The following is a 25,531-nucleotide window of genomic DNA, read 5'->3' on the forward strand; positions in this document are numbered from 1 at the left end:
AAAACCTTTCTTAATAAGAAAGGTTTTTTTGTTATGTAACAAATCTTACAAAACTGTACTTTAAAATCAATTATATTTGTGGTTATGAATGAAAACCTAAATCCTGAAAACGACAACTTATCTAATGAAGATTTAGACGTAGAAAAAAAATTACGTCCACTTTCTTTTGATGATTTTACAGGACAAGATCAGGCCATAGATAACCTAAAAATATTTGTGGAAGCAGCAAATCAAAGAGGAGAAGCTTTAGATCATACACTTTTTCACGGACCTCCAGGTTTAGGGAAAACAACTTTAGCACATATTTTAGCAAATGAATTAGAAGTAGGGATAAAAGTTACTTCTGGTCCTGTTTTAGACAAGCCTGGAGATTTGGCGGGTTTATTAACAAACCTAGATGAACGTGATGTTTTATTTATTGATGAAATTCATAGATTAAGTCCTATTGTAGAAGAATATTTATACTCTGCAATGGAAGATTATAAAATTGATATTATGATAGAATCTGGCCCAAATGCCAGAACAGTTCAAATAAATTTAGAACCTTTTACTTTAATTGGAGCAACAACTAGATCTGGTTTGTTAACCGCTCCAATGAGGGCTCGTTTTGGAATAAGCAGTAGATTACATTATTACAAAACAGAATTGTTAACCACAATTATTCAAAGAAGTTCACACATTTTAGGAGTTCCTATTTCTATGGAATCTGCAATAGAAATTGCAGGTAGAAGTAGAGGGACACCAAGAATTGCAAATGCTTTATTAAGAAGAGTTCGAGATTTTGCACAAATCAAAGGAGATGGAAGTATTACCATAGAAATTGCAAAATATGCCTTAAAAGCATTAAATGTAGATGCACACGGTTTAGATGAAATGGATAATAAGATTCTAATGACCATTATCGATAAGTTTAAAGGAGGACCAGTTGGGTTAAGTACCATTGCAACGGCAGTTTCCGAAAATACAGAAACTATTGAAGAAGTGTACGAACCTTTTTTAATTCAGCAAGGTTTTATCATGAGAACTCCAAGAGGAAGAGAAGTAACTGAATTAGCATATACACATTTAGGAAGAGTTAAAGGAAAAAGTCAAGGGGAATTGTTTTAGTATTTAGACAAAAGATAAAAAAATAAGAATTCCTTCCATTTTGGGAGGTTAGTATGGGCTAATGAATATAAAAAAGATAATACCAATTTTAGAATGGTTACCAAACTACAATACATCTCTTTTTAAGGGAGATTTATTGGCTGGTATAACTGTTGGTATTATTTTAATTCCGCAAGGAATTGCATATGCTTTAATTGCAGGTTTACCACCAATTTACGGTTTGTATTGTGCTTTGGTACCCCAAGTTATGTATGCTGTTTTTGGATCATCAAGGCAAGTAGCCATTGGTCCTGTAGCAATGGATTCTTTAATTGTGGCAACAGGAGTATCTACCCTAGCTTTGGCAGGTTCTGAGAGTTACATTGCAATAGCTGTTTTGTTAGCTTTAATGGTTGGGGCAATCCAATTTTTAATGGGAGTTTTTAGTTTGGGGTTTATTGTAAACTTTCTATCAAAGCCCGTTATTACTGGTTTTACATCCGCGGTAGCGTTAATTATTGGGTTCAATCAATTTCGGAATTTATTTGGAGTAGATTTTGTGCAAAGTGATCAATTGCAGTATGTTGTAGCAGATGTTTTTGGTAGGATTAACAATTTTAATCACCCAACAACTATTATCGGATTAATTTCTGTCGTGATTATTATCATCCTCAGAAAAATCAATAAAAAAATACCAAGCGCCTTAATAGTTGTTATTTTAGGAATTGTAGTGCTAAAGTATTTTGGAGCTTCTTTTGGTGATGTTTCTATTGTAAAAGACATTCCTTCTGGGTTGCCGATTTTCGGAATTCCAGAGTTTGATATTGACTTAATAAGAGAGTTATTACCAATTGCATTTACGTTGGTAATGGTTGGCTATTTAGAAACCATTTCTATAGGAAAATCGTTAGAAGCAAAACAAGATGAATATAGAATAAGACCCAATCAAGAATTAATAGCTTTAGGAATTAGTAATATGGTGGGGTCGCTGTTTAAAGCATATCCAACTACTTCTAGTTTTTCTCGTTCTGCAATTAACCAAGAAAGTGGAGCAAGAACAGGTATGGCAGCTTTAATTTCTGTTGTAATGGTTGTTATTACGCTATTATTTTTAACACCGTTATTTTATCATTTACCAAAAACAGTCTTGGCAGCAATTATTATAGTAGCCGTTTTTAATTTGGTAAATATTAAAGAAGCAGCTTTTTTATGGAGAGCAAATCATTTAGATTTCTGGTTGATGTTAGCCACATTTATTGGTACGTTATTATTAGGAATCGAATTTGGAATTATTGTTGGCGTAGGGTTGTCTTTAATAGTGTTAATTTATAGAACCTCTAGACCTTATGTGGCGGAATTAGGGAAAGTACCCAACTCTAATTTTTACAGAAATAGAAGTCGTTTTGAAGAAGTTATTATTGAAGACGATGTCTTAATTTTTAGATTTGATGCACAAATATTTTACGCAAATTCTAGCTATTTTAGAGACAAATTAGATGAAATGGCATATAGAAAAGGAGATGCTTTAAAATTGATAGTTTTAGATGCAGAAAGCATAAACAGAGTAGATAGTACAGGAGTAGAAATGCTAAAAGAGCGTATTAAATACTATAAAAAGAAAGGGATTACTTTTTTACTAGCAGGCGTAAAAGGTCCAGTAAGAGACGACTTATTTAGAAGCGGAATTTTATCAATTATAGATATCAATCACTTTTTTATGCGCTCTAATGATGCCGTAAAATTCTACAAAACTGGAGATAGAAAACAACAAGAAAAATATGCGAAATACATACATCAAGCATATCATTAAAAATAATTAGTAACTAAGTCTATAAGTAAAATTTTTGAAGTGAATTCAGAATTTTAAAACCTTGTAGGTGTTAAAAATATAAAAATGATCATAGAACAAATTTATACAGGTTGTTTAGCTCAAGGGGCTTACTACATAGAAAGTAATGGCGAAGTTGCTATTATAGATCCATTAAGAGAAGTACAAGATTATATAGATAGCGCAGCTAAAAACGATGCAAAAATTAAATATATTTTCGAAACGCATTTTCATGCAGATTTTGTGAGCGGACACGTTACATTGGCAGAAAAAACGGGTGCACAAATTGTATTTGGTCCAACAGCAACAACTAATTTCGATGCAATTATAGCAGAAGATAACCAGGTTTTTAAAGTAGGAGATATTACCATTACGGTATTACACACACCTGGTCATACAATGGAAAGCTCTTGTTATTTATTAAAGGATGAAAACGGTAAAGACCATGCGCTTTTTAGTGGTGATACCTTGTTTTTAGGTGATGTTGGTCGTCCAGACTTGGCTCAAAAAAGTGATGTAACAGAAAAAGATTTAGCAGGTTTTTTATTTGATAGTTTGCGTACTAAAGTAATGACTTTAGCTGATGAGGTTATTGTATATCCTGCACACGGGGCGGGTTCTGCTTGTGGTAAAAACTTAAGCAAAGAAACGGTTGGTACTATTGGTAATCAAAAAGAAACCAATTACGCTTTAAGAGCAAACATGACTAAAGAAGAGTTTATAAAAGAAGTAACTGATGGTTTGTTGCCTCCTCCAGCTTATTTTCCTTTAAATGTAAAGTTGAATAAAGAAGGCTATAAAAGTATTGATGATGTTATTAAAAACAGTGAAAAGCCATTGTCTGTTAAAGATTTTGAAATCATTGCAAATGAAACTGGTGCAATTGTTTTAGACGTTCGTCATCAAACAGAGTTTGTAAAAGGATTCATTCCGCAATCTATTTTTATTGGTATCGATGGCGGTTTTGCTCCTTGGGTTGGTGCATTGATTAAAGATATTCAACAACCAATTTTATTAGTTGCTCCAGAAGGAAGAGAAGAAGATACCATTACCCGTTTGTCTAGAGTTGGTTTCGATAATGTTTTAGGATATTTAGAAGGTAGTTTTGATGCTTGGCAAAAAGCAGGTAAAGAAATAGATACCTTAACGTCTGTTTCTGTTGATGTTTTAGAAAATAAAATTAAAGAAAATGCAGTAGTTTTTGATGCTAGAAAACCAGGTGAATTTGCAAGTGAACATGCAGTTGTGGCAAAAAATACACCGTTAGATTTTTTAAATGATCATATTTCTGAGTTTCCAGAAAAAGGAGATTTTTATGTGTATTGTGGTGGAGGTTACCGCTCTGTAATTGCTGCTTCTATTTTAAAAGCAAGAGGTATTCACAATGTAATTGATGTTGCTGGCGGTTATGCTGCCATACGAAATTCTAATATAGAAAGAACAGCAGCTGTTTGTCCATCAACTTTAAAATAAAAAATGATGAAAAATGTTTTATGCCTTTTATTCATGAGCTTCTTTTTTATAAATTGTAATTCACAAGAAGATGTTAAGTCTGTTTCTACACAAGAATTAAAAGAGTTACTTTCTAAAGAAAAAATTCAACTAATGGATGTTAGAACACCTGCAGAAATAAATGAGGGTACTATAGAAACAGCGATTTTTGCAAATTATTTTGATGCTGATTTTAAAGAAAAAGCTTCAGATAAATTAGACAAATCTAAACCAGTTTATTTATACTGTAGAAGTGGAAAAAGAAGTGTAAAAGCCTCTAAAATTCTTAAAGAAAATGGTTATGAAGTCTACAATGTTTTAGGTGGATATAACAAATGGAAACAAGAAAACTAAATTTAATTTGAAAATTTCTACACGAGGATGTCTAGAAATGATAATAAAAAATACGATTGTACACAAAGCAAAATCTTTTGTGAATTGTGCGGTTGGTAGAATTGATTCCTAACGTTAAAAAACACATAAAAAAGAGAGAACAAGCACCTAAATTCAGGTTTTTGTTCTCTCTTTTTTGTATTTTAGATTTATAAAAATAAACAAGGTTGAGCATTTATAAATCCGTTTTTATTGCATTTTTTTTATTGTTTGTAACAAGCTTAAATGCTCAGTTTTCTGCTGAATTTTTAAAGTATCATAAACTACATCCAGAAGATGCAAGAGTTCGTTTGCAGCAAGAAACTATTATTACAATAACGGTTGTTAATGATAGTTTACAAATACATCAAGAGTTTATTGAAGAAGATTTGTATTTAAACGATGCTGCAACTTACAACTCTAAAAACACCTTAAATTTCTCTGCTTTTTTCGAATTAAAGAACATAGAAGCTTCTTCTTTTTCTTATGAAGATAATGGGTATGTAGAAAATAAAGTAGATAAATTTACAGAAAAAGATGAGTTGAATCAGTCTTTTCATGATGATTCTACATTGTTAAACTTTGTATATCCAAATTTAAAAAAAGGATCAAAATCTAGGTTAAAATATAGTCAAGAAATTAAAAACCCTCGTTTTTTAATGCCTTTTTATTTTGGTGATTATTTTCCTGTTGAACAAAACAAGGTAACCATTATTGCCGATGAAAATGTAACACTAGAATTTAAGGAGTTTAATATTTCTGATGTTCAAATTACATTCAGTAAAGAGAAAAAAGGAGGGAAGGATATTTATAGTTGGACAATAAACAATCAACCGAAATATGAATTTGAGTCGAATACACCAAGTTATAAAACCATCTTGCCTCACATTGTTCCAATTATTACTTCTTATAAAATTAAGAACAAGCATAAAAGGTTATTAGGTGAAGTTGCAGATTTGTATAATTGGTATTATTCGATGGTAGAAAATGTAAATACAGAGGCTCCAAGTACAGAGCTAGTCGCTTTGGTCTCTAAAATTACTGCGGATAAAAAAACAGAATTAGAAAAGGTAAAAGCTATTTATTATTGGACGCAACAAAACATAAAATACATTGCTTTTGAGTATGCTTTAGGCGGATTTATACCCAGAGAATCGAATGATGTTTTTAGAAAAAAGTATGGAGATTGTAAAGACAATTCGAGCATTTTATACAGAATGTTAGAAATTGCAGGCGTAAAAGGAAATTTAACATGGATTGGTACCAGAAGTATTCCTTATACTTATAAAGAAGTTCCAACGCCAGTTGTAGACAACCACATGATTCTTTCTTATGAAAATAATGGGGAAACGTATTATTTAGATGCTACGGGTAGGTATATTAAGTTCGGAATGCCAACTTCTTTTATTCAGGGAAAAGAAGCATTGGTAGGTTATGGAAAAGATTTTAAGATTAAAAAGGTACCAATTATAGCTGCTAAAGAAAATGCAATTATAGATGTAACCAATTTCAAAATTGAAAACGGCAGGGTTATTGGGTCTTCTGAAATAACGATTTCTGGATATCCAAAAATTGATATTTTTCACAAGTTAGAATCTGGAAATTCAGAGACGAAGTTGAAGAAATTCTACAAAAGTGTCTTTGGGAAAGGGAATAACACATTTCAAATCAATAATTTTAAAGAAAAGAATAAGTATCATTACGACAATGATTTTATCGTCGATTACGATTTCGAAATTAAAAATTATGCTAAAAATTTAGGTGATGAGATTTACATCAACCTAAATTTGAATAAAGAGATTTCTTCTTATAAAACGGATAAAAATAGAGAAAATGCGATTGAATACGAGTATCAAAGATATTATAATTATACCACTAAGTTAGAAATTCCTAAAGGTTATAAAGTAGATTATTTACCAGAATCTTTAACCGTTTCGAATGACTTATTAGTTTCTAAAATTACATACCAAGTAAAAGGAAACGAGGTGATTTACAATCATGAAATTGAATTAAACTTTTTAGTTTTATCGACAGAGCAACAAAAAGAAGTAAATAAAGAGATTCAGAAAATTGAAAGAAATTATAAAGAAATTGTAGTTTTAAAAAAAGAATAATAACAAAACGAATTGACCAATAATCATGATGTGTCATTCTGAATTTATTTCAGAATCTCATATAACAACTTCTTATTTTAAGACCCTGAAATAAATTTAGGGAGACAGTTAAGACATGGTTTTAAATAAACGAATGATGAAGAACAAAATTTACCTATTAATAGCCTTCTTATGTATTTTTCAGATTGTAACCGCACAAGAAAAACCTTTTTTTGAAAGTTACGATTGGGAGGTAAAACCAAAGTATAAAGTAGATAAAGAAATTTCTGAAGACATGATTGCTGTTAAAGAAAAGACAGTGACAGAGTTTTATTTTCAGAATGAAGATTTAGTGGAGTTTTATTTAGAACACAAAGTTTTATGGCTAAATTCTGATGATGCAATTGAGGAGTATAACAAAATCTACTTACCGTTTTCATCGGAAGCAGAAACACAAGTAAATAAAGCAAGAGTGATTACTCCCGATGGAAAAATTATCAATTTAGATAAATCTAAAATACTAACTGCAGAAGACGAAGAAACCGGTAATACGTATACATATTTTGCTTTAGAAGGCATTACAAAAGGCAGTTTTATTGAGTACATGTATGTGGTAAAAAGGCCGCCAAGTTATACAGGTAAACAGTTTTACATTCAAGATGGGTACTATAAAGATCAAGTAGAATTCGATTTGTTCTCGCCAAGTAATTTGTTGTTTAAATTTAAGAGTTATAATAATTTACCAGATGTAGAAAGAGATACCATAAGTACAGATAAAATACATTATAAATTACATGTTTCTAAGGTAGAAAAATTAGAAAACGAATACCAAGCACCTTACAATGCTTCAAGAGGTTTCATCGTTTATAAAATGGATAAAAATATCGATAATATGGACGAAGATATTATCTCTTACAGAAATATTGCACTAAATGTGTATGCTTCTTATTATCCTGAATATTCAGAAAAAACTAAAGGTTTACTGGATGATTTTATAAAGGAATTAGCGTTACCAAAAAATGCAGATCAAGAAAGTAGTATCAGAAAATTAGATTTTTATATAAAATCAACGGTGTATTCGCAAGATACTTATAATGATGACTTAGAAGATTTAGACCTTATTTTAAAGACGCAAGTAGCCAATGAAAGTGGAGTTATCAAACTATATATTGCTGTTTTAAGAACTTTAAATATTGAGCACGAATTGGTGATAACAACTGATAGAAATGAAATTAAGTTCGACCCAGAATTTGAAGCAACAAATTTTTTAACCGACTTTTTACTGTATTTTCCTACTTCTAACAAATATTTATCTCCAAATGCATCCGGAACAAGATATGGTTTTCCAATACCTTATGTAACGGATAATTACGGACTATTTTTAAAAGAAGGAGTTGTTGGAGATCAAAAAACGGTTACCGGAAGAATTAAATATATAGAACCTGTAAAAGTGGATGAGGTTTTGGATGTAATGAATGTAACCATCGATTTTAATAAGGATAATTTAACCGAAAACAGCGTTCATTTAGATAGAGCTTTTAGCGGATATTACGCAATGAACATACAGCCTTTTATGCATTTAATTCAGGGTAAAGATGCTAGAAATGACTTGGTAGATAGTTTTGTAGAAAGCATGACATATGATTTTGATGTAGAAAAAAGAGAGTTAATAAATGCCGATGCAGAATTGTTCGGAATAAAGCCTTTACAGATAAAAGTAGATTTTACCACGGAAGGTTTTGTAGAAAAAGCAGGAAGAAAGTATTTGTTTAAGTTGGGTGATTTAATTGGACAACAAATAGAAATGTACCAAGAAAAAGAAAGAGTTTTACCGTTAGAAGGACAGTTTCATAGAGGGTATAATAGAACTTTAACACTTCATATTCCTGATGGTTATAAAATCACCAATTTAGATGATATTAATATTAACAATTCCTATGTGAAAGACGGAAAAGAATTGTTCTTTTTTAAATCTTCTTATCAATTAAAAGGAAATATCTTAACGGTAACAGCCAACGAATATTACAAAGAAAATATTATTGAAGTTGCTATGTATGAAGAGTACAGAACAGTCATTAATAGTGCAGCAGATTTTAATAAAATTGTATTGTTGTTGGAAGCTGAGTAGCTTTTTTATAGGGATTAGTTAATGTTTATGTGTATAGGGAGTTGCGTTTTTGTGTACGAGGATTTTTCGCCGGAAAATCGGACGTAACAGAGGTGTACGGATTCTTGATAAAGCACTAAACTAATCATTATTTTTATAGATTAGATAAGTCTTTTAGTAAGTGTTAAAAACTTGTTTATAGTGTTTGTAAGTAAATATTAAAGCGTTGATAATAAAGGCTATATTTGCTGTAGTAAAAGAACAAAGAGTATAACTAGCGACGACTCAAAACCAAAATGGATATAATTATTCAACTTGGCATACCGCTAGTATGTCTTATTTTTAAAAAGTTCCTTGATGGAATTTCATCTTCAAAATTCAAAAAAAAGTGTAAGAAATTATTTAAATCGTTTAAAAAGTTTCTTAAGAAATTAATTTTTGTTTTACTTGTATTATACTTTTCCGTAACTCTGTTGTTATTTTATTTAATTTATGTGTTTTATTATGTTGAGTGAGTAATGTTTGCTAACTCATTCTGATATTCGCTGTTTTAATAACTTATATCAATCGTTATCTAAATTACATTTTTAGGATAAGGTTTTCAAGAGGGAAAATACTTATTTTAACCAAAAAAAATCTCAAGCTTTTGCTTGAGATTTTAAAAAGTAATTTCATTAAGGAAGCAAATGGTTTACCCTAAATATGTTTTTAAAAGATGTGTTTTGGATTGATGTTGTAAGCGTCTAATAGCTTTTTGCTTTACTTGGCGGACTCTCTCTCTAGATAAATCAATAGTTGCCCCAATTTCGGTTAAGCTATAAGGACTCGGAAGATTAATGCCGTAAAACATTTTTATCACTTTTGCTTCCTTGTTAGAAAGTGTATCTAAAGCTCTGTTTATTTCAATGGATAAAGATTGACTCATTAAGTTTTTGTCGGGTCTTGGAGACTCGTCAGACTGTAAGACATTGTATAAATTAGAATCTTCACCTTCCTTAAACGGTGCATCCATAGATATATGTCTACCAGAATTTTTTAAAGATTGCTCAACCTCATCCTCTGTCATGTCTAACTGTTTCGCAATTTCCTTGTTGGTAGGCATACGCTGTTCTCCTTGTTCTAAACGAGCATATATTTTTCGTATTTTATTGATGCTACCAATCTTATTTAAAGGCAAGCGTACAATACGAGATTGTTCTGCTAAAGCAGACATAATAGATTGACGAATCCACCAAACGGCATAAGAAATAAATTTAAAACCTCTTGTCTCATCAAAACGTTTTGCTGCTTTTACAAGTCCTAAATTGCCTTCATTAATTAAGTCAGATAGCTTTAAACCCTGACCTTGATATTGTTTAGCAACAGAAACTACAAACCTTAAATTTGCTTTTACAAGTTTATCCAATGCTCTGTTGTCTCCTTTCTTTATTTCTAAAGCTAATTCTACTTCTTCATCAGCAGTAATTAACCCAATTTTACTAATTTCTTGAAAATATTTTTCTAAAGATTTGGCGTCACGATTGGTTACTTGTTTTACAATTTTAAGTTGTCTCATATATTGTTTCGGTTTTTTAAAGATTAATTTTAAATAAATAAATTGCAATCATCACACGTTTTCACTTCTCCATAATACGTTTCTCGATATTCATGGATGGTTTTAATAGGAATTCCTAAAAAATATTTTTTAATATAAGTTACTCTAGAATTTAAAGTTCCCATTGCAGAGGAATAGTATTTTTGATATTTAGTTTTTCTTTGTATTTTAATTATTTTCATATGTACAGTTTTAAATAAGTGTAAGAACACTTAATATGAAGTTGAAGATTAATACGGATTTAATTTTCTTAAAAAATTAAGGAATAGAAAAACTAGAAAGCGGGTGCAATTGATTTATTAGAATGACCTTTTAAATCGTAAAAAGCGAGACTATAAATGCTTGTGTTATTATTAATGTATAAAAATGAATTTTTCATAATTTTCAATATACGAAAAAACGAGCGATTTTCAATAGAAAATGCTCGTTTTGTTTGTTTTTTGCGTTATTTTTAATCAAAAAAGACTAAAAATGATGTTTTTTAAAACTTTAAAGTAACCCCAACTAAGAAGTTTCTAGTGGCTTGTGGGTAATAACCGGCACCGTCTAGAGTTGTAATTTGGTTTGGATCAGACCAAGTATCATCATACGTGTAATAATAACCTCTGTCTACATATTCTGTATTAAAAATGTTATTTATTAAAGCAGAAAATACAATAGATTTAAAGATCTTATTTGGGTTTATTTCATAAACAATATTTAAGTCAGATGTAAAATAATCATCTAAAACATCATTGTTAGAAATTTTACTACTAAAGTTGCTCATAAATTGTTTACCAACATATTTCGATAAAAATGAAATCTGTAAGTTCTCTATAGGCTTGTATATAAACATGTTTCCTGCAACAACTTCCGGAGAAAAAGATAAGTCTGTATTTCCTAAACTTTCTGGTGTATCAATTCCGTTTCTTGTTATAAAAAAGTCTTCGTTTTTATTAGAACTAAATGCAGCATTTGGTTTTATAGAAAAATGATCGCTTAAAGTAATGTCTGCATCAATTTCTAAACCTAAACGATAACTGTTACCAGAAGTTGCTCTTACTGGCGCACCAACATCATCTAAAGCACCTGTTAAAACCAACTGATTTTTATAATCCATATAATAGATGTTGGTATTTAATTTAAAGCTTTCCTTTTTTAAACGCCATCCAAATTCAAAATCATTTAAAGTTTCGTGTGTTGTAACTCCGCCTTCAAAATCATTTCTATTAGGTTCTCTATTTGCTACCGCAAAAGAAGTGTATAAGTTATTATCGTTATTAATCTTATAAGTTAATCCAACCTTTGGGTTAAAGAAATTAAAATTAGCATCAACATTAATAGCAGCAATGTCAGAAGTAATTCCTTTTGTTTGGTAACCAACAAAACGTCCTTGTAAATCTGCATAACCAGACAATTTCTCGCTAATATCAAAAGTAGCTTTTGCAAAGATTGAAAAGTCTGTTTTCTTTGCATCAGAAAAATAATAACGATCTCTAATATTTACATTTGGCGCTAAATCTTCTCCCCAAATTACTTCACCAAAATGATCTCCAGTATAATTAGAATACGAAATTCCAGAAATAAAATTAAGTTTATCTGTTTTGTAATTGGTATTAAAGTTTACTACATAAAAATCATTTTCTAACCAACGTCTTACAATTACATCTGTTCCATCAACAATTAAATTTCCATAATCTGCTGCATCTCTTTCTTCTTTAAATTGCTCAAAAAAACCAGCACCTTTTGTGTAGTTTAAACCTAAGGTTGTAGACCAATTTTCATTCAATTTTTCATTCCAATGTAATTGATAATGGTTTTGGTCATAGTCATCTACTTCATTCTCGTACGTATACGGGTTTTGTCTTCTATCTTCCTTTAATTGATCTGCAGTTAAACCTTCCCAAGCTTGGTAAGTAACTTCTTTACCTCCAAAAGTAATTGCTTTTATCAACGTGTTTTCATCCGTATAACTTGCTTGTAAATAGTAAGATTTTAAATCGGCAGAAGCTCTATCTACATAACCATCAGATTTAATGTTAGACAAACGTCCGGCAACTTCAAAGTGCTCATTAATTTTACCAGTACTAAATTTTACAGTATGTTTTCTTGTTCCGTAAGAACCAAAAGAGTTCGATATTTCTGCAGAAGCCTCTTCAGAAACCGCATCCGTTAAAATATTTAAACTTGCACCAAAAGCACCAGAACCATTTGTAGAGGTTCCAACACCACGTTGTAATTGTAAATTCTGAGTAGAAGAAGCAAAATCGCTTAAATTTACCCAAAAAGAACCGTGACTTTCGGCATCGTTATAAGGTATTCCGTTTACGGTAACATTAATTCGCTCTCCGTTAGAACCACGAACGCTCATATAAGTGTAACCAACACCTGCACCAGCATCACTAGAAGAAACCACAGAAGGCATGTAATTTAGTAAAATAGGAATATCCTGACCTAAATTACGGGTTGCAATTTCTTTTTTAGATAAGTTAGAAAAAGTTACAGGCACATCTGCATTTACACGAACAGCAGAAACCAAAACCTCTTCTAAAACTGTTGAATTTGGTACTAAAGAAAACGCAATTGTATTATTTTGTGATAAAGAAATTTCTTTAGAAACTGTTTTGTAACCCATAAATGAAACCTGAATGGTATAAGCTCCTTTAAGAAGATCTACACTAAACTTTCCATCAAAATCCGTAGCGGTTCCTTTTTTAGTTTCTTGTACCAAAATAGTTGCTCCTGGCAAAGAATTATTATTTTCATCTACTACTTTTCCGTTAAGTGTAAATGTCTGGGAGTTTACAAGAATGCTTGTAAACAAGAATAAAAAAAATGTGATTTTTTTCATTTTAAAAAATTTAAAACGAATAAAAAGAGGTAATTATTCTTGTGATTTATGTTGAATAATTAATTATTGAAGCTTCTACTTCTGCACCTATAAAAAGCTTTTACACTTTTTTAAAGTACTAGTTTCCTAAACAGCATTACCTGTTCTAGGTTCAATGGGTATGATCTCAGCTTTTTAAAGCACCCCTTTATGAGAACGCTGCAAAATTACCTCAGTTTTTTGACATAGAGAATAACAAAAGCACTTTTTTTAGAAGCTATTTCCTGCTTTTCGCTATATCTTTTTTTTGAAAAAACAAAAAAAAGGATGCCGCTGCTATCAGGGCTAAGTTTAGTTACCAATTTCAGTATTTTGTAAAAGCAATTACATTTCCTAAAATAAAATTTAAACTCAAAAATGATTTATCTAAAAACGAGTAACTTAGCTGTTAAATATTATTTTAGCTTTTGTAATTTGCTTTATATAATTACGACTGTTAGATTTTAAAATAGATTTTTGATAGATTTAAAACATTCTAAAACTGCAATTCTTATTTTTTCGCTTTCGCAAGAAGCCGAAAATTTACGTAAGCCTTTCCTTCAAAAAAAGGATACGGTTAGCAAACTGAATGCTCTTATTAAAGAAAAAGTTAGTTCTTTAGGTGTAGACTATTTTCATTACACAGAGAAAGATCAAAAAGGAAATAATTTTGGAGAACGTTATGTAAATACTGTTTCAGACCTTTTTAAAAAAGGATATGATAATGTTATAACGGTTGGTAATGATACTTTAAGTTTAGAAAAAAAACATCTTCGTACTGCGTTAAATGCAGTTGGGAACAAAGAGGTGCCTATTGGTCCTTCTTACGATGGTGGTTTCTATCTTTTAGGTTTACGTAAAGACCAATTTAATGCAGCAGATTTTCTTTCGCTTTCTTGGGAATCATCAACATTATATAAAGAGTTAAAAACACTTTTATCAGAAAAAGAAATAACAACAGCTACACTTCCTTATTTATATGATTTAGATGAAGAGTTAGATATTTCTAAAAACATTGCGTCACTTTCTTTTCTAAAAATAGAAGCACTTAAATTATTACAAAACTTACAAGTAGTAATTTTAAAAGTAAGCAAATTCATTCTACAAAAATTTAAAGAAGCTTCTTTAAACCACCTATACAATAAAGGACCTCCATTGGTTTGTAATTAATTATAAGTACAATTTTCTGTAAAAACAGGACTTATTATTTTACATACATTTTTAACTCAAACTAATGAAGAATTTATTTTTCGGCTTACTTGTGCTATTTACTATTAGCCTAAGCGCCCAAGGAGATCTTGTGGTTTATGCCATAGATTATAATACCAAAGTACCAATTAAAAATATAAGCGTTACGCTTGTTAACGATCAACAAGGTTATGAAGTAAAAAATACCACAAACGAATTAGGTAAAGCTTCTTTTAACTCCATTCCCGTTTTAAATGGTTATCAAGTTATTTTTGATGGAAATAAAACATACGGAACCACTATTTCAGATATGGTAGATGTTCGTTCTAATGAAGAGTCGGTGGTAAAATTGCTATTGTTTCCGGCTTCATTTCAGCAAGAAACTTTAAACGAAGTTGTAATTACTGCTTTAGGAATTAAAAGAGAAAAACAATCTTTAGTTTCTTCCGTAACCACTATAAAACCTGCTGCTCTTACAGAAGTTACGCTTACGAACGTGGTAAATAGCCTTGCCGGACAAGTTGCTGGTGTAAAAGTAACCAATGGTTCTTCTGGTGTAGGATCTTCTTCTCGTATTGTTATTCGTGGAGAGAACTCTTTAAGTAGCTCTAACCAACCTTTATTTGTTGTTGATGGTGTGCCTATTAGTAATGAGCAAATTACAAGTGATTTAGTAAATGATGGCTCATTACAAGAAGTAGATTATGGTAACGGAGCTTCTGAAATTAGTCCAGATGATATTGCTTCTATCTCTATTTTAAAAGGAGCAGGTTCTGCTGCTTTATATGGTGCAAGAGCCGCTAACGGAGTGGTATTAATCACTACTAAAAGAGGTAAAAAGAAAAAAGGTCTAGGTGTTAGTATTAATAGCTCTTTAACCTTAGAAACTTTATTAACCTTACCAGATTATCAAAATGTATATGGTGGTGGTTCTAATGGTCAATATTCATTTCAAAATGGTGCTGGCGCTGGCGTTAACGATGGTGGTTTAAGTAGTTATGGCCCACGTTTAGATCAAGGTTTTTTAATCAACCAGTTTGATAGTCCATCTGTAGATATTAACGGAAACACGGTTCGTGCTGGAGACGTTATTGCAAGAACACAAGCAGACGGAACTTTAACGCCTATTACACCTACTGCTTGGGTTTCTAACCCTAATAACGTACGTAATTTTTTTAAAACCGGAATTACTAAGCAAAATAATATTGCTATTAGCTCTTCTGGCGATAAAGGAAGTAGTAGGTTTTCGTATAGTAATTTAATAAACGAAGGAATTGTACCTAATACCAATTTAAAAAGAGATGGTATCTCTTTAAGTTTAAACCAAGAAGTACACGAAAAGTTACATGTAAATGCTTTTGTTAATTATATTAATACAAGAAGTGGTAACCGTCCTAATTTAGGATACGGGTACGAAAACCCTCTTTATGGTTTTAATTGGACAGGTAGACAAGCAAATATTAATTCCTTTAAAAATTATTGGCAAGCAGGACAAGAAGGTTCTCAACATTTTGATATAAACTACAACTGGTTAACAAACCCTTATTTAACTGTTTTTGAAAACACCAATAGTTTTAATAAAAACAGATTTTTAGGAAACGCCGCTGCCGTTTACAATATTACAGACAAATTAACTGCAACGGTACGTACTGGTTTAGATACATATAATGATAAACGAGCGTTTAGGCGTGCTGTAAGTACCAATGCTAATCTAGAAGGTTCTTACAGAGAAGACAATGTGTTTTTTAAAGAATTAAATACAGATGTATTAATCTCTTATGATGATGTAATTAATGAAAATTGGAAATATAATGTAAGTGCAGGTGCTAACCGTTTTGATCAAGAAATTGAATACAGTTATACTTTAGCACCTCAACTAGCTATTCCAGATATTTTTACACTTGCAAACTCCAAAGCTGCTTTGGTTGCAGAAAGTAATACGTTTACTAAAAGAATAAATAGTGTATATGCAACTGGTAATTTAAACTATAAAGATGCTCTTTATTTTGATGTTTCGTATAGAAATGATTGGAGTAGTACTTTACCTGCCAATAACAATTCTTTTGGATATTATTCTGCAGGAGTAAGTGCTGTAATTAGTAAGTTAGTGACATTACCAGAAGCAATCTCTTTCTTAAAACTTCGTTTTAGTGGCGCTAGTGTTGGTAATGATACAGATCCTTATCAAAACAATCAGAACTTTTTATTAAATCAAAATTACGGAACCAATTTTCGTGTAACTAATGAGAATGTACTAAAGAACTCTAATTTAAAACCAGAAAGATTAAATGCTCTAGAAACTGGTATTGAAGCTTGGTTTTTAAACAACCGTTTGCAAGTAGATGTTTCTGCTTATCAAAATACTAGTGTAGATCAAATTATATCTAGTCCTATTTCTCAAGCGAGTGGTTTCGGTAATTTTAATATAAACGGAGGTGAAGTTCGTACTAGAGGATTAGAAGTTTTATTGAGTAGTATTCTAATTAAAAAGAAAGATTTTAAATGGGAAAGTTCTGTAAATTTTTCTACTTCTAGAAGTATTGTTACAGAATTACCCGAAGGAGTAGATCAATTTGTAACAGGTTCCGCAGACGTATTTTCTGGTTCTGGCGGATCTAATAGTGTTTTTTATATTGCCCAAGAAGGTGGTCGTGTTGGAGATATGTTTGGTACTGGTTTTGTAGAAATTGATGGAGAAATTCTTCATGATGCTAATGGTTTACCTGTACAAGATCCTAATTTACGCTTATTAGGAAATTATAATCCAGACTTTCAAGTAGGTTTTAATAATAATTTCACCTATAAAAATATAAACCTATCCTTTTTATTCGACTGGAGACAAGGAGGAACAATCGTTTCAAGAACTAAAGCTTTAGGAAGCACTTCTGGTGTATTACAAGAAACTTTAATAGGTAGAGAAACCGGTATTGTAGGTAACGGTGTAGTTAATATAGGTACAGATACAGCACCACAGTATGTTGCAAACACTACTAATGTTTCTGCACAAACATACAATAATAGCTTTTTTGATCGTGGTAATGAAGCAAGTGCATTATATGATGCTTCTTATTTAAAATTAAGACAATTAAGTATTTATTATAAGTTTAATAAAAGCTTAGTCAATAGAATTGGTTTCCAAAAAATAAAAATTGGGCTAACAGGTAGTAATTTATTCTTATTTACAGAAAACCCTCACTTTGACCCTGAACTAAATGCTTTACAAGGACAAAGTACAACACAGGGTGTAGAAGATTTCTCATACCCATCTACAAGAAGTTTAGGAATTAGTATTAAAACTGAATTTTAAGAAAATGAAAAATTATAAAAATATATTTTTAGGAGTCTTCGTTTTTAGTACATTTTTTACTGCGTGTACTAAAGATTTCGAAGAAATTAATACAAATAACAATAACCCAGAATCCGTTGCTCCGCAATTTTTATTAACCAATGTTCTTTCGGTTTCTTCAGATTTAAATGCGTACGACCAAGGTTTCAGACAAGCTAATTATTTAGCTCAATTTTCTGCTAGTATTGAGTTTGAACGTATAGATCGTTATGAAATGGGATCTAATAGCGAGTATTGGAACGCTATTTTTGGTTTGCTTTCTGACATAGAATCGATACAAAATTCAGAAACCACAAACAGTGCTTATAATGCAGTTGGTGATATTATGAAAAGTTATTTATTCTCTCAACTTACCGATTTATGGAATGATGTTCCATATACAGCAGCTTTAGGAGCTATTGATGGTGTTTTTTCGCCTAAATATGACACGCAAGAAAGTATTTATACAGATCCTGAAACAGGTATTTTGGCTACTTTAAAAAATGCTGTCGCAACATTAGAAAACAACAATGCTATTATTGAAGGTGATGTTTTATTTAATGGCGATTTAAGTAAATGGATAAAATTTGCCAACTCTTTGCAAGTCCGTTATTTAGTGCGTATTAGTAAACGTTTAAGTGATTTTTCAGATTTACAAGCTTTGGCAGATTCCGGTAACATTATGCAGTCTAACAACGATAATGCTGTTCTTCCTTATTTAAGTACATCACCAAATCAGTTTCCTTTATTTAATGCAGCTTCTGGTATTAATAATGAACATACCATGACGATTACTGTAGAAGAAATTTTAAAATCTTGGAACGATCCTAGAATGGCAGTTTTATATAAACCTACAAATGCAACTGCTAATACAACTGTAGAATTTCATGGTTTATTAAACGGACAATCTAGTAATAGTATTGCCGCTAGTGGTGTAGACTTAAATAATATTTCTTTATTCGGAACTATTTTTAGAGATACTCCTAATGGCGTAGATGCACAATACATGCAATATTCCGAAACTCAATTTGCTTTGGCAGAAGCTGTTGTAAAAGGTTTTATTTCTGGTGATGCAAATACGTATTACCAAAACGGAATTGCAGCTAGTTTTGATTATTACAATACAGAAATTCCTACAGATTATTTTACAAGAACTGCTATTGCTTTAGATGGAAGTGAAGAAGATATCACAAAAATTATGACTCAAAAATGGTTGAGTTTAATTTCTGTAGGTCATGAAGCTTGGTTTAATATTCGTAGAACAGGAATTCCTAATTTAGTAGCTGGTCCAGATAATCTTAATCAAGGCCGTTACCCAGTTCGTTATTTGTATCCAGAGTCAGAACAAGCTTCTAACAACGCTAATTATAAAGAAGCTGCAGAAAGAATTGGTGGAGACAATATTAATAGTAAAGGTTGGTGGGAGAAAGATTAATTTATTTAATTTTTAAATTAGAAATAAAGATATGTAATCCTATAATTTTCGACATATAAAACTTTAGGTTATCATCTTAAAATTAAACATCATATATAATAATGACCAATTACATGAAAACGATATATATATTCATAACTTTTTTATTTGTTACAGCTTTTGCAGAAGCACAACAAAAACCGATACATTTAATTATAGATGCAGACACAGCAAATGAGGTTGATGACCTTTTTGCGTTGGTTCGTGCAATAGATGAACCTGTATTTAATCTTTTAGGTATTACTTCTGCACAGTTTCATACATCACCACAAGCAACAGAAAATACGGTTGGTGAAAGTCAGGCTATTAATGAGCAAATCATTAAAGTGATGAACCACCCAGAGATTAAATTGCCTTTAGGTAGTAACGTTCCGTTAGCATCTATGACAACGCCTTCTCCTTCGGAAGCTTCTAAATTTATTATAGAAAAAGCACACGAAATGAAAGGTAACGAAAAGTTAGATTTGGTTATTTTGGGATCTTGTACCAATGTTGCTTCTGCAGTTTTAGAAGATCCTTCTATCATTTCTAAAATCCGTGTAAATTATCTTGGTTTTTGGCACACGGTAAAAACAAACACGTATAACAAAAAAGAATTCAATTCGGGTAATGATCCACTTGCAGTGGATGTACTTTTAAATACGGTTAATTTAGAGTTTAATGTAATGACGGCAACTACTTCTCAGCATTTAGTTTTTAAAAAGAAAACGATAGATAAGCAGTTAAAAGGAAAAGGCGGCATTAAAGACATCTTAGTAGATCGTTGGGATACTTACAATCGTTGGTGGACAAAAAAAGATCCTAAAAAGAAAAAATGGGTAATGTGGGACGTTGCTCTTATTGAGGCTTTAATTAATCCGGAATATGCAACGATAACGCCTTTACAAACACCAAAAGAAAACACAAAAAGAACTATTGGTGTGTACACAGATTTAGATAAAAAAGCAATGGAAAAAGCTTTTTGGAAACACCTTAATAAATTATAATATGAAGTATATTGATATACATACAGATTTAAAAATCATCAAAGAATTTCTATTAGAAATCAATTTTTTAAAGGAGTCTGAAGAAATTTTATCCGCAGAAAAACCAGGAGAAGGTAATATGAATGTGGTGTTGCGTGTAACAACAAATCAACGTTCTTTTATTGTAAAACAATCGCGTCCTTTTGTACAGAAGTATCAAGATATTCCTGCGCCAGAAGACCGAATTGATGTAGAATATCAGTTTTATAAAGCTATTGAAAGTCCTGCAATAACTTGTCATATTCCTAAAGTTCTTGCTTATGATGCAAAAAATTATGTATTAATTTTAGAAGATTTAGGAAATTGCGAAGACATGAGTTTTCTTTATAAAAACCGTGTTATTGAAACGGAATCAATTCAACTTTTGGTGGATATACTTTCTAATATCCATAAAAGTGAAGTTTCTAATACGTATCCAGAAAACAAAGAATTACGCGCTTTAAATCATCAACATATATTTGTTTTACCTTTTGCTGTTGATAATGGTTTTTCTTTAGATACCATTCAAGATGGATTAGAAGCAGTATCACAAGCTTATAAAAATGATGAAAAATTAAAAGAACAAATTACTTTAGTCGGAGAACGTTATTTATCAGAAGGAACAACTCTTTTACATGGAGACTATTATCCGGGTAGTTGGATGACCAAAGAAGATGAGGTGTATGTAATTGACCCCGAATTTAGTTTTAAAGGTTTTGCTGAATTTGATTTGGGTGTTATGGCAGCGCATATGGTGATGGCAACTGGAAATAAATTAATGATTTCTAGAATAAAACAGGCGTATAAATTAAAGTTAGATGAGCCTCTTTTTTTGCAAATAACAGGTATTGAAATAATGAGAAGGTTAATTGGTTTAGCCCAACTTCCGTTAGAAAGAACTTTAGAAGAAAAGAAAGAATTGCTAGAAATAGCAAGGTTGTTAATTATTGATTAATGACCTAGTTTTAATCTAACCCAGGTTTCTTTCTCAATGCTTTTTTTACAGAAGTTCTTTTTTTCTTTTCAGCATTTTTACGAACAGAAGATTTACTTGGTTTTGTAGGTCTTCTTTTTTTCGGACGAATTAAATTTACGCGTAATAATTCTAAAAATCGTTTGATAGCTAAATCTTTATTTCTATGTTGAGAACGAGATTCATCACAAAATAAAATTAAGGTGTTTTCTTTTGTTAGTTTATTAGAAAGCTTGGTTTTTAAAAGCTCTTTTTCGTTCTCAGAAAGAAAAAGAGAGTTTTCTAAATCGAAAGTCAACTCAATCTTAGAAGATACTTTATTTACATGCTGCCCGCCAGCACCAGAACTCCTAATGCCTTTAAAATTAAGTTCTTTTAAGATGTTTTCTTTGTTCATTTGTTCTAAAAATAAAGTCTATAAAAAGTAAAATAGTAGCGTTTTTAGATAAATATTCGATAGTTTTATCACTTATCACTTATCACTTATTCTGTTATTTAATACTCAAACGGAGTGCCAAAATCACCCGTATTTTGATGTAGAAAATGCATGTCTACATCTTGTAAGGAATCAGAAAACGAATGTAAATTTTCTTTATCAGCAATTATTTTATCAATAGCTGCTGTGGCATTCCTTAAGCGAGTTTCTTTATCGCCTTTTAATAAAATATAAGGTCTGTTATGGTCTATTAAAGATTTTTCAAAAGCATTAAACATTTCTAAACGTAGCTCTGGTCTGTCTCGTAAATCATCTTCTTCCCAAGGTGTGTCTATATACGTTAATAAGTACAAGTTGTATGTGTTTTCATCTGCAGCTTCATCTAATTTTTCATCTACAAAACCACCATAAAACTCTTCGGAATATACTTTGGTTTCTAGTAAGTCGGTATCACAAATTAAAATTTTATCAGCTTTTTTAGCCAAAGCATTTTCTAATTTCATTTGTCCGACTGCAATAGGAAGTAAATCTTCTTTTTCGCAAGTTTTACGTTCGTTATTCCATTTTTCTTGTAAATATTCACGCGCAAATTCTGGCGCCCAAACCGTATTATAATAACGTGCTAAATGACGAGAAAGTGTTGTTTTACCTGAAGATTCTGGCCCGAATAAAACAACTTTTACGATGTTAATCGGGTCTTGTTTAAGTTCTTTTTCCATGCTAAATAACCAGATATGGCTATAAAAGTAAATATTAAATATTGAATACTAGTAAAAGTAAATCCTTTATAAAAATACAAAGGAGTAGAAATGATGTCTCCAACAATCCAATAAATCCAATTTTCTATTTTTCGTTTTGCCATTAGCCACATACCCACAAAGAAAATTGCCGTTGTAAAAGTATCTACATAAGCGGTCCAACTAGTCCATTTTTCGAAATACGTATAGACTCCATACACAAAAATTAATGTGGCAATGAAGATAAGTACACTTAGTTTTTTTTCTTTTAAAGTGGTCCTAGAAATTGGCGTTTCATGCTCACCATCATTTTTATAAGTCCAGATATACCAGCCATAAATACTCATTACAAAATAGTAGGCATTAATCATCATGTCCCCCAAAAGTTCCCACTTATAAAGTAGGTACACAAAAATAAGTGTGCTAATCATTCCTGTAGGGAAAACCCAAATTTTATTCTGTTTAGAGTACCATACCGATAAAAAACCGAAAATTATGGCAACAACCTCTAAAACAATATCAATAGTAGAATAGGTTTTGTATTGTCCGAAAAGGAAATCGATAATTTCTGACATTTAATTTTATTTGAAGTTGTAAATGTAATCTTTTCAGTTTTTATTAGTAAATGCAAAAAGTATAATTCATTTAAAATTACTTAAAAAATAGAATCTTGTCATTTCGACCTTTGGGGAGAAATCACATAAATCTTGGTTGTTATTATGTTATCACTGTTATGAGATTTCTCAATACTTCGAAATGACAAGTTTATGCTTCAATGTTATGGAGTCTAATGTTATGAGATTTCTACTCGCGTAGAAATGACAATTGTTGAGGTTTCTTTTTGTTCAGTTTATGCTATACACAATTTTGTCATTTCGACCTTTTGGGAGAAATCACATAAGGTTTGGTTGTTGTTGTATAACTGTTATGAGATTTCTCAATACTTCGAAATGACAAGTTTGTAGTTCAGTGTTGTGGGATCAATGTTATAGGACATCTTCTTCTTCTCCTTGCGTAGAAATGACAAACTGAGAGGAAAAATTGTAGTGTATTATTTTTTAAGTTGATTAAAAAAAGCTTCATCTTTTTCAAAAGCAGTACCAATAACCACTATATCTGCCCCTGCATTAAAAGCTATTTCTAATTGTTTTTTAGTTCTAATACCGCCACCAACAATTAAAGGAATCGACAAATTATTATTCACAACATTGATAATATTTGTGTCCACAGGTATTTTGGCGCCACTTCCTGCTTCTAAATAAATCAATTTTTTTCCAGAAAACTCTCCAGCTAAAGCGGTGTTTAAAATGAGTTCGGTATTTTCTTGAGAAATTGGTTTTGTATTGCTTACTTTTTGAGTAGCTGTATTTTTTTGACCGTCAATTAAAATGTAACCCGTTGGTAAAATTTCTAAAGATGAATCCTTTAAAAACGGAACACTTTTTATTTGTTGTTCAATTAAATATTCAGGATTTCTGCCAGAAAGTAAACTTAAAAATAGAATTCCGTCTGCTTTTTGTGATATTTGAGAAACATCACCTGGAAAAAGAACAACAGGCAAATGTGTTGTTTTTTTAATTGCAGTAACAACTGTATTCGTTACGTTGTCTTTATCTGTACTACCACCAACAAAAATATGCGTAGCAATAGATTGATGTACTTTTTCAAAAAAAGTAGCAATATTATCTAGGTCTATTTTTTCAGGATCGATTAAAACGGCAAGTAATTTTTTGCCCTCTTTTTTTGCTAATAAAATGTTTTGATAAATATTCACAACTGCGAAAATACAAATTTATCTATTCTGATTATGTATCTTGTTACATCTAGTGATTTTTTAATTACTTAATTGTTTTGAAATCTCAACAAGCTCATTAGACATAAACTTTTTTAAGGCAACAGTTCTAATCAACCAAATTATTAAAATAGGTGTTGTAATAAGAAAGAGTGAGAGTAAAAGAGAAGCGTTCCATATTTTCCAAGTAATAAGTATGCCAAATATCCATAGAATTATCCAAAAAATGAATTGTTTTCTAAGGTTCATCATAAATAATATAGAAGTATCGTTTACAATAAAGTATCCAGAATCCTTAAAATTCAATTGTTTATGAGTTACTTCTCTATTGTTTGCAGAAGCATAATTATATATTTTTCTAATGTTTAATCTCGAATTAGAAACCCTTGTAGTTTTATAATTCTTAGATAATTGCAATTCGATGATGGAAAAAATAGCATGGGCAGATACATCTCTTGGTTTATCTATTTGTTTTTTCATCATTCTTTAATATTTTTAGATCGCTTTTTAAAAAGCATACACACAAGTAAAACCTTCAAACTCTAAAAACTCAATATGATAGGCGGTAGTTTTACCATCATATCTAATTTCTCCAGTCGTTTTTGCGTCTTTAAAATCAAAATCTTCAATATAAATATTTTCTAAAAAGCGTAATTTTTTCTTTCCGAAGATTTTATACAAACTCTCTTTTCCACCCCAAACAATGGTTAGTTTGCTAATTAAAGCATCGTGGTTTGCAATGGTTACATACTCTTTAACATGCGTAAATTTGTGTGCAATTTTCAGAATTTTATCACGTTGCATTTCAATATCAATACCAACATGTAAATTTTCAGAAATTATCAACCCAGAAAAAGTGAAGGAATGTGTAATAGAAATAAATTTTCCATCTTTTAAGTGTGGTTTTCCAAATTCATCATAAACTAAATCCGAATCAGAATAACCAGCTTCTTTTAATAAATGACGCACACTTAAAAATCCTCTTTGGTGTAAGTCAGATTTCATTCCGTCTAAACGAGCTTGACTTTTATCAGTAAGTAAAACGTTTGTATTTAAATCGTTAAAGGTTTCTTCAATTTTCCAAATGAATACTTTAGTGTTTTTGTTAATCGTTAAACTTTTGTAAAGAGGCATACTTTTTTAAAATGGATGTCGTAACTTTGCAGTTCGAAAAATTAGAATA

At 30.8% G+C, this 25,531-nt stretch carries 20 protein-coding genes and 1 riboswitch; of the genes, 11 read left to right on the forward strand and 9 right to left on the reverse strand.

Annotated elements, in window-relative coordinates; translation table 11 throughout:
- The first annotated feature begins 84 nt into the window (after nt 1-84).
- From ruvB to H0I27_RS01975, 6 genes are all read left to right on the forward strand, one after another.
- Nucleotides 85-1,107 (forward strand): Holliday junction branch migration DNA helicase RuvB, encoded by a 1,023-nt coding sequence (ruvB, locus tag H0I27_RS01950; protein WP_218732259.1) that lies wholly within the window; start codon nt 85-87, stop codon nt 1,105-1,107.
- Nucleotides 1,108-1,168: 61 nt separating this feature from the next.
- Nucleotides 1,169-2,896: a SulP family inorganic anion transporter gene (locus H0I27_RS01955; RefSeq protein ID WP_218732260.1), complete on the forward strand. Its 1,728-nt coding sequence runs from the start codon at nt 1,169-1,171 to the stop codon at nt 2,894-2,896.
- Nucleotides 2,897-2,980: 84 nt separating this feature from the next.
- The gene (locus H0I27_RS01960; protein ID WP_218732261.1) at nt 2,981-4,387 is read left to right on the forward strand and encodes a rhodanese-like domain-containing protein; all 1,407 of its coding nucleotides are present in this window, start codon (nt 2,981-2,983) and stop codon (nt 4,385-4,387) included.
- A gap of 3 nt (nt 4,388-4,390) precedes the next feature.
- Nucleotides 4,391-4,759: a rhodanese-like domain-containing protein gene (locus H0I27_RS01965; protein WP_254713124.1), complete on the forward strand. Its 369-nt coding sequence runs from the start codon at nt 4,391-4,393 to the stop codon at nt 4,757-4,759.
- 206 nt (nt 4,760-4,965) lie between these two features.
- Nucleotides 4,966-6,891, forward strand: a complete 1,926-nt coding sequence (locus H0I27_RS01970; RefSeq protein ID WP_254713125.1) for a transglutaminase family protein — start codon at nt 4,966-4,968, stop codon at nt 6,889-6,891.
- Nucleotides 6,892-7,027: 136 nt separating this feature from the next.
- Entirely contained in the window at nt 7,028-8,998 is a 1,971-nt protein-coding gene (locus tag H0I27_RS01975) for a DUF3857 domain-containing protein (RefSeq protein WP_218732262.1), read from the forward strand.
- A gap of 670 nt (nt 8,999-9,668) precedes the next feature.
- On the opposite strand, the gene H0I27_RS01980 is transcribed toward H0I27_RS01975, so the two are convergent.
- The 3 genes from H0I27_RS01980 to H0I27_RS01990 all read right to left on the reverse strand — a co-directional run bounded on the left by H0I27_RS01980 (nt 9,669) and on the right by H0I27_RS01990 (nt 13,401).
- A complete protein-coding gene (locus H0I27_RS01980; protein WP_218732263.1) occupies nt 9,669-10,532 on the reverse strand; it encodes an RNA polymerase sigma factor RpoD/SigA in 864 nt (287 codons plus the stop codon).
- Between the two features lie 29 nt (nt 10,533-10,561).
- Nucleotides 10,562-10,753, reverse strand: a complete 192-nt coding sequence (locus H0I27_RS01985) for a hypothetical protein (RefSeq protein WP_208890862.1) — start codon at nt 10,751-10,753, stop codon at nt 10,562-10,564.
- A gap of 299 nt (nt 10,754-11,052) precedes the next feature.
- Nucleotides 11,053-13,401: a TonB-dependent receptor gene (locus H0I27_RS01990; RefSeq protein WP_218732264.1), complete on the reverse strand. Its 2,349-nt coding sequence runs from the start codon at nt 13,399-13,401 to the stop codon at nt 11,053-11,055.
- 106 nt (nt 13,402-13,507) lie between these two features.
- Nucleotides 13,508-13,598: riboswitch (TPP riboswitch) on the reverse strand.
- Between the two features lie 298 nt (nt 13,599-13,896).
- Here H0I27_RS01990 and H0I27_RS01995 point away from each other — a divergent pair.
- From H0I27_RS01995 to H0I27_RS02015, 5 genes are all read left to right on the forward strand, one after another.
- The gene (locus tag H0I27_RS01995) at nt 13,897-14,589 is read left to right on the forward strand and encodes a DUF2064 domain-containing protein (RefSeq protein WP_218732265.1); all 693 of its coding nucleotides are present in this window, start codon (nt 13,897-13,899) and stop codon (nt 14,587-14,589) included.
- Between the two features lie 64 nt (nt 14,590-14,653).
- Complete coding sequence (locus tag H0I27_RS02000) at nt 14,654-17,914, forward strand: SusC/RagA family TonB-linked outer membrane protein (protein ID WP_254713126.1); 3,261 nt, start codon at nt 14,654-14,656, stop codon at nt 17,912-17,914.
- Nucleotides 17,915-17,918: 4 nt separating this feature from the next.
- Nucleotides 17,919-19,367 carry a SusD/RagB family nutrient-binding outer membrane lipoprotein gene (locus H0I27_RS02005; protein ID WP_218732266.1) on the forward strand — a complete coding sequence of 483 codons (1,449 nt, stop codon included), beginning with the start codon at nt 17,919-17,921 and terminating at the stop codon, nt 19,365-19,367.
- Between the two features lie 113 nt (nt 19,368-19,480).
- Entirely contained in the window at nt 19,481-20,392 is a 912-nt protein-coding gene (locus H0I27_RS02010) for a nucleoside hydrolase (protein ID WP_218732267.1), read from the forward strand.
- Between the two features lies 1 nt (nt 20,393).
- On the forward strand, nt 20,394-21,365 hold the full coding sequence (locus H0I27_RS02015; RefSeq protein WP_218732268.1) for a phosphotransferase: 972 nt from the start codon (nt 20,394-20,396) through the stop codon (nt 21,363-21,365).
- A gap of 10 nt (nt 21,366-21,375) precedes the next feature.
- On the opposite strand, the gene arfB is transcribed toward H0I27_RS02015, so the two are convergent.
- From arfB to H0I27_RS02045, 6 genes are all read right to left on the reverse strand, one after another.
- Nucleotides 21,376-21,780, reverse strand: a complete 405-nt coding sequence (gene arfB / locus H0I27_RS02020; protein WP_218732269.1) for an alternative ribosome rescue aminoacyl-tRNA hydrolase ArfB — start codon at nt 21,778-21,780, stop codon at nt 21,376-21,378.
- Between the two features lie 98 nt (nt 21,781-21,878).
- On the reverse strand, nt 21,879-22,538 hold the full coding sequence (locus tag H0I27_RS02025) for an AAA family ATPase (protein ID WP_218732270.1): 660 nt from the start codon (nt 22,536-22,538) through the stop codon (nt 21,879-21,881).
- A complete protein-coding gene (gene pnuC / locus H0I27_RS02030) occupies nt 22,499-23,131 on the reverse strand; it encodes a nicotinamide riboside transporter PnuC (RefSeq protein WP_218732271.1) in 633 nt (210 codons plus the stop codon). Before pnuC ends, H0I27_RS02025 begins: the two co-directional genes overlap by 40 nt.
- A 476-nt stretch (nt 23,132-23,607) precedes the next feature.
- Nucleotides 23,608-24,330: a geranylgeranylglyceryl/heptaprenylglyceryl phosphate synthase gene (locus tag H0I27_RS02035; protein ID WP_254713127.1), complete on the reverse strand. Its 723-nt coding sequence runs from the start codon at nt 24,328-24,330 to the stop codon at nt 23,608-23,610.
- A gap of 60 nt (nt 24,331-24,390) precedes the next feature.
- Nucleotides 24,391-24,831 (reverse strand): hypothetical protein, encoded by a 441-nt coding sequence (locus tag H0I27_RS02040; RefSeq protein ID WP_218732272.1) that lies wholly within the window; start codon nt 24,829-24,831, stop codon nt 24,391-24,393.
- 24 nt (nt 24,832-24,855) lie between these two features.
- On the reverse strand, nt 24,856-25,482 hold the full coding sequence (locus H0I27_RS02045; protein ID WP_218732273.1) for a 4'-phosphopantetheinyl transferase superfamily protein: 627 nt from the start codon (nt 25,480-25,482) through the stop codon (nt 24,856-24,858).
- Between the last annotated feature and the right edge of the window lie 49 nt (nt 25,483-25,531).

It is taken from the genome of Polaribacter sp. HaHaR_3_91, assembly GCF_019278525.1.
In the GTDB taxonomy this organism is placed as follows: Bacteria; Bacteroidota; Bacteroidia; order Flavobacteriales; family Flavobacteriaceae; genus Polaribacter.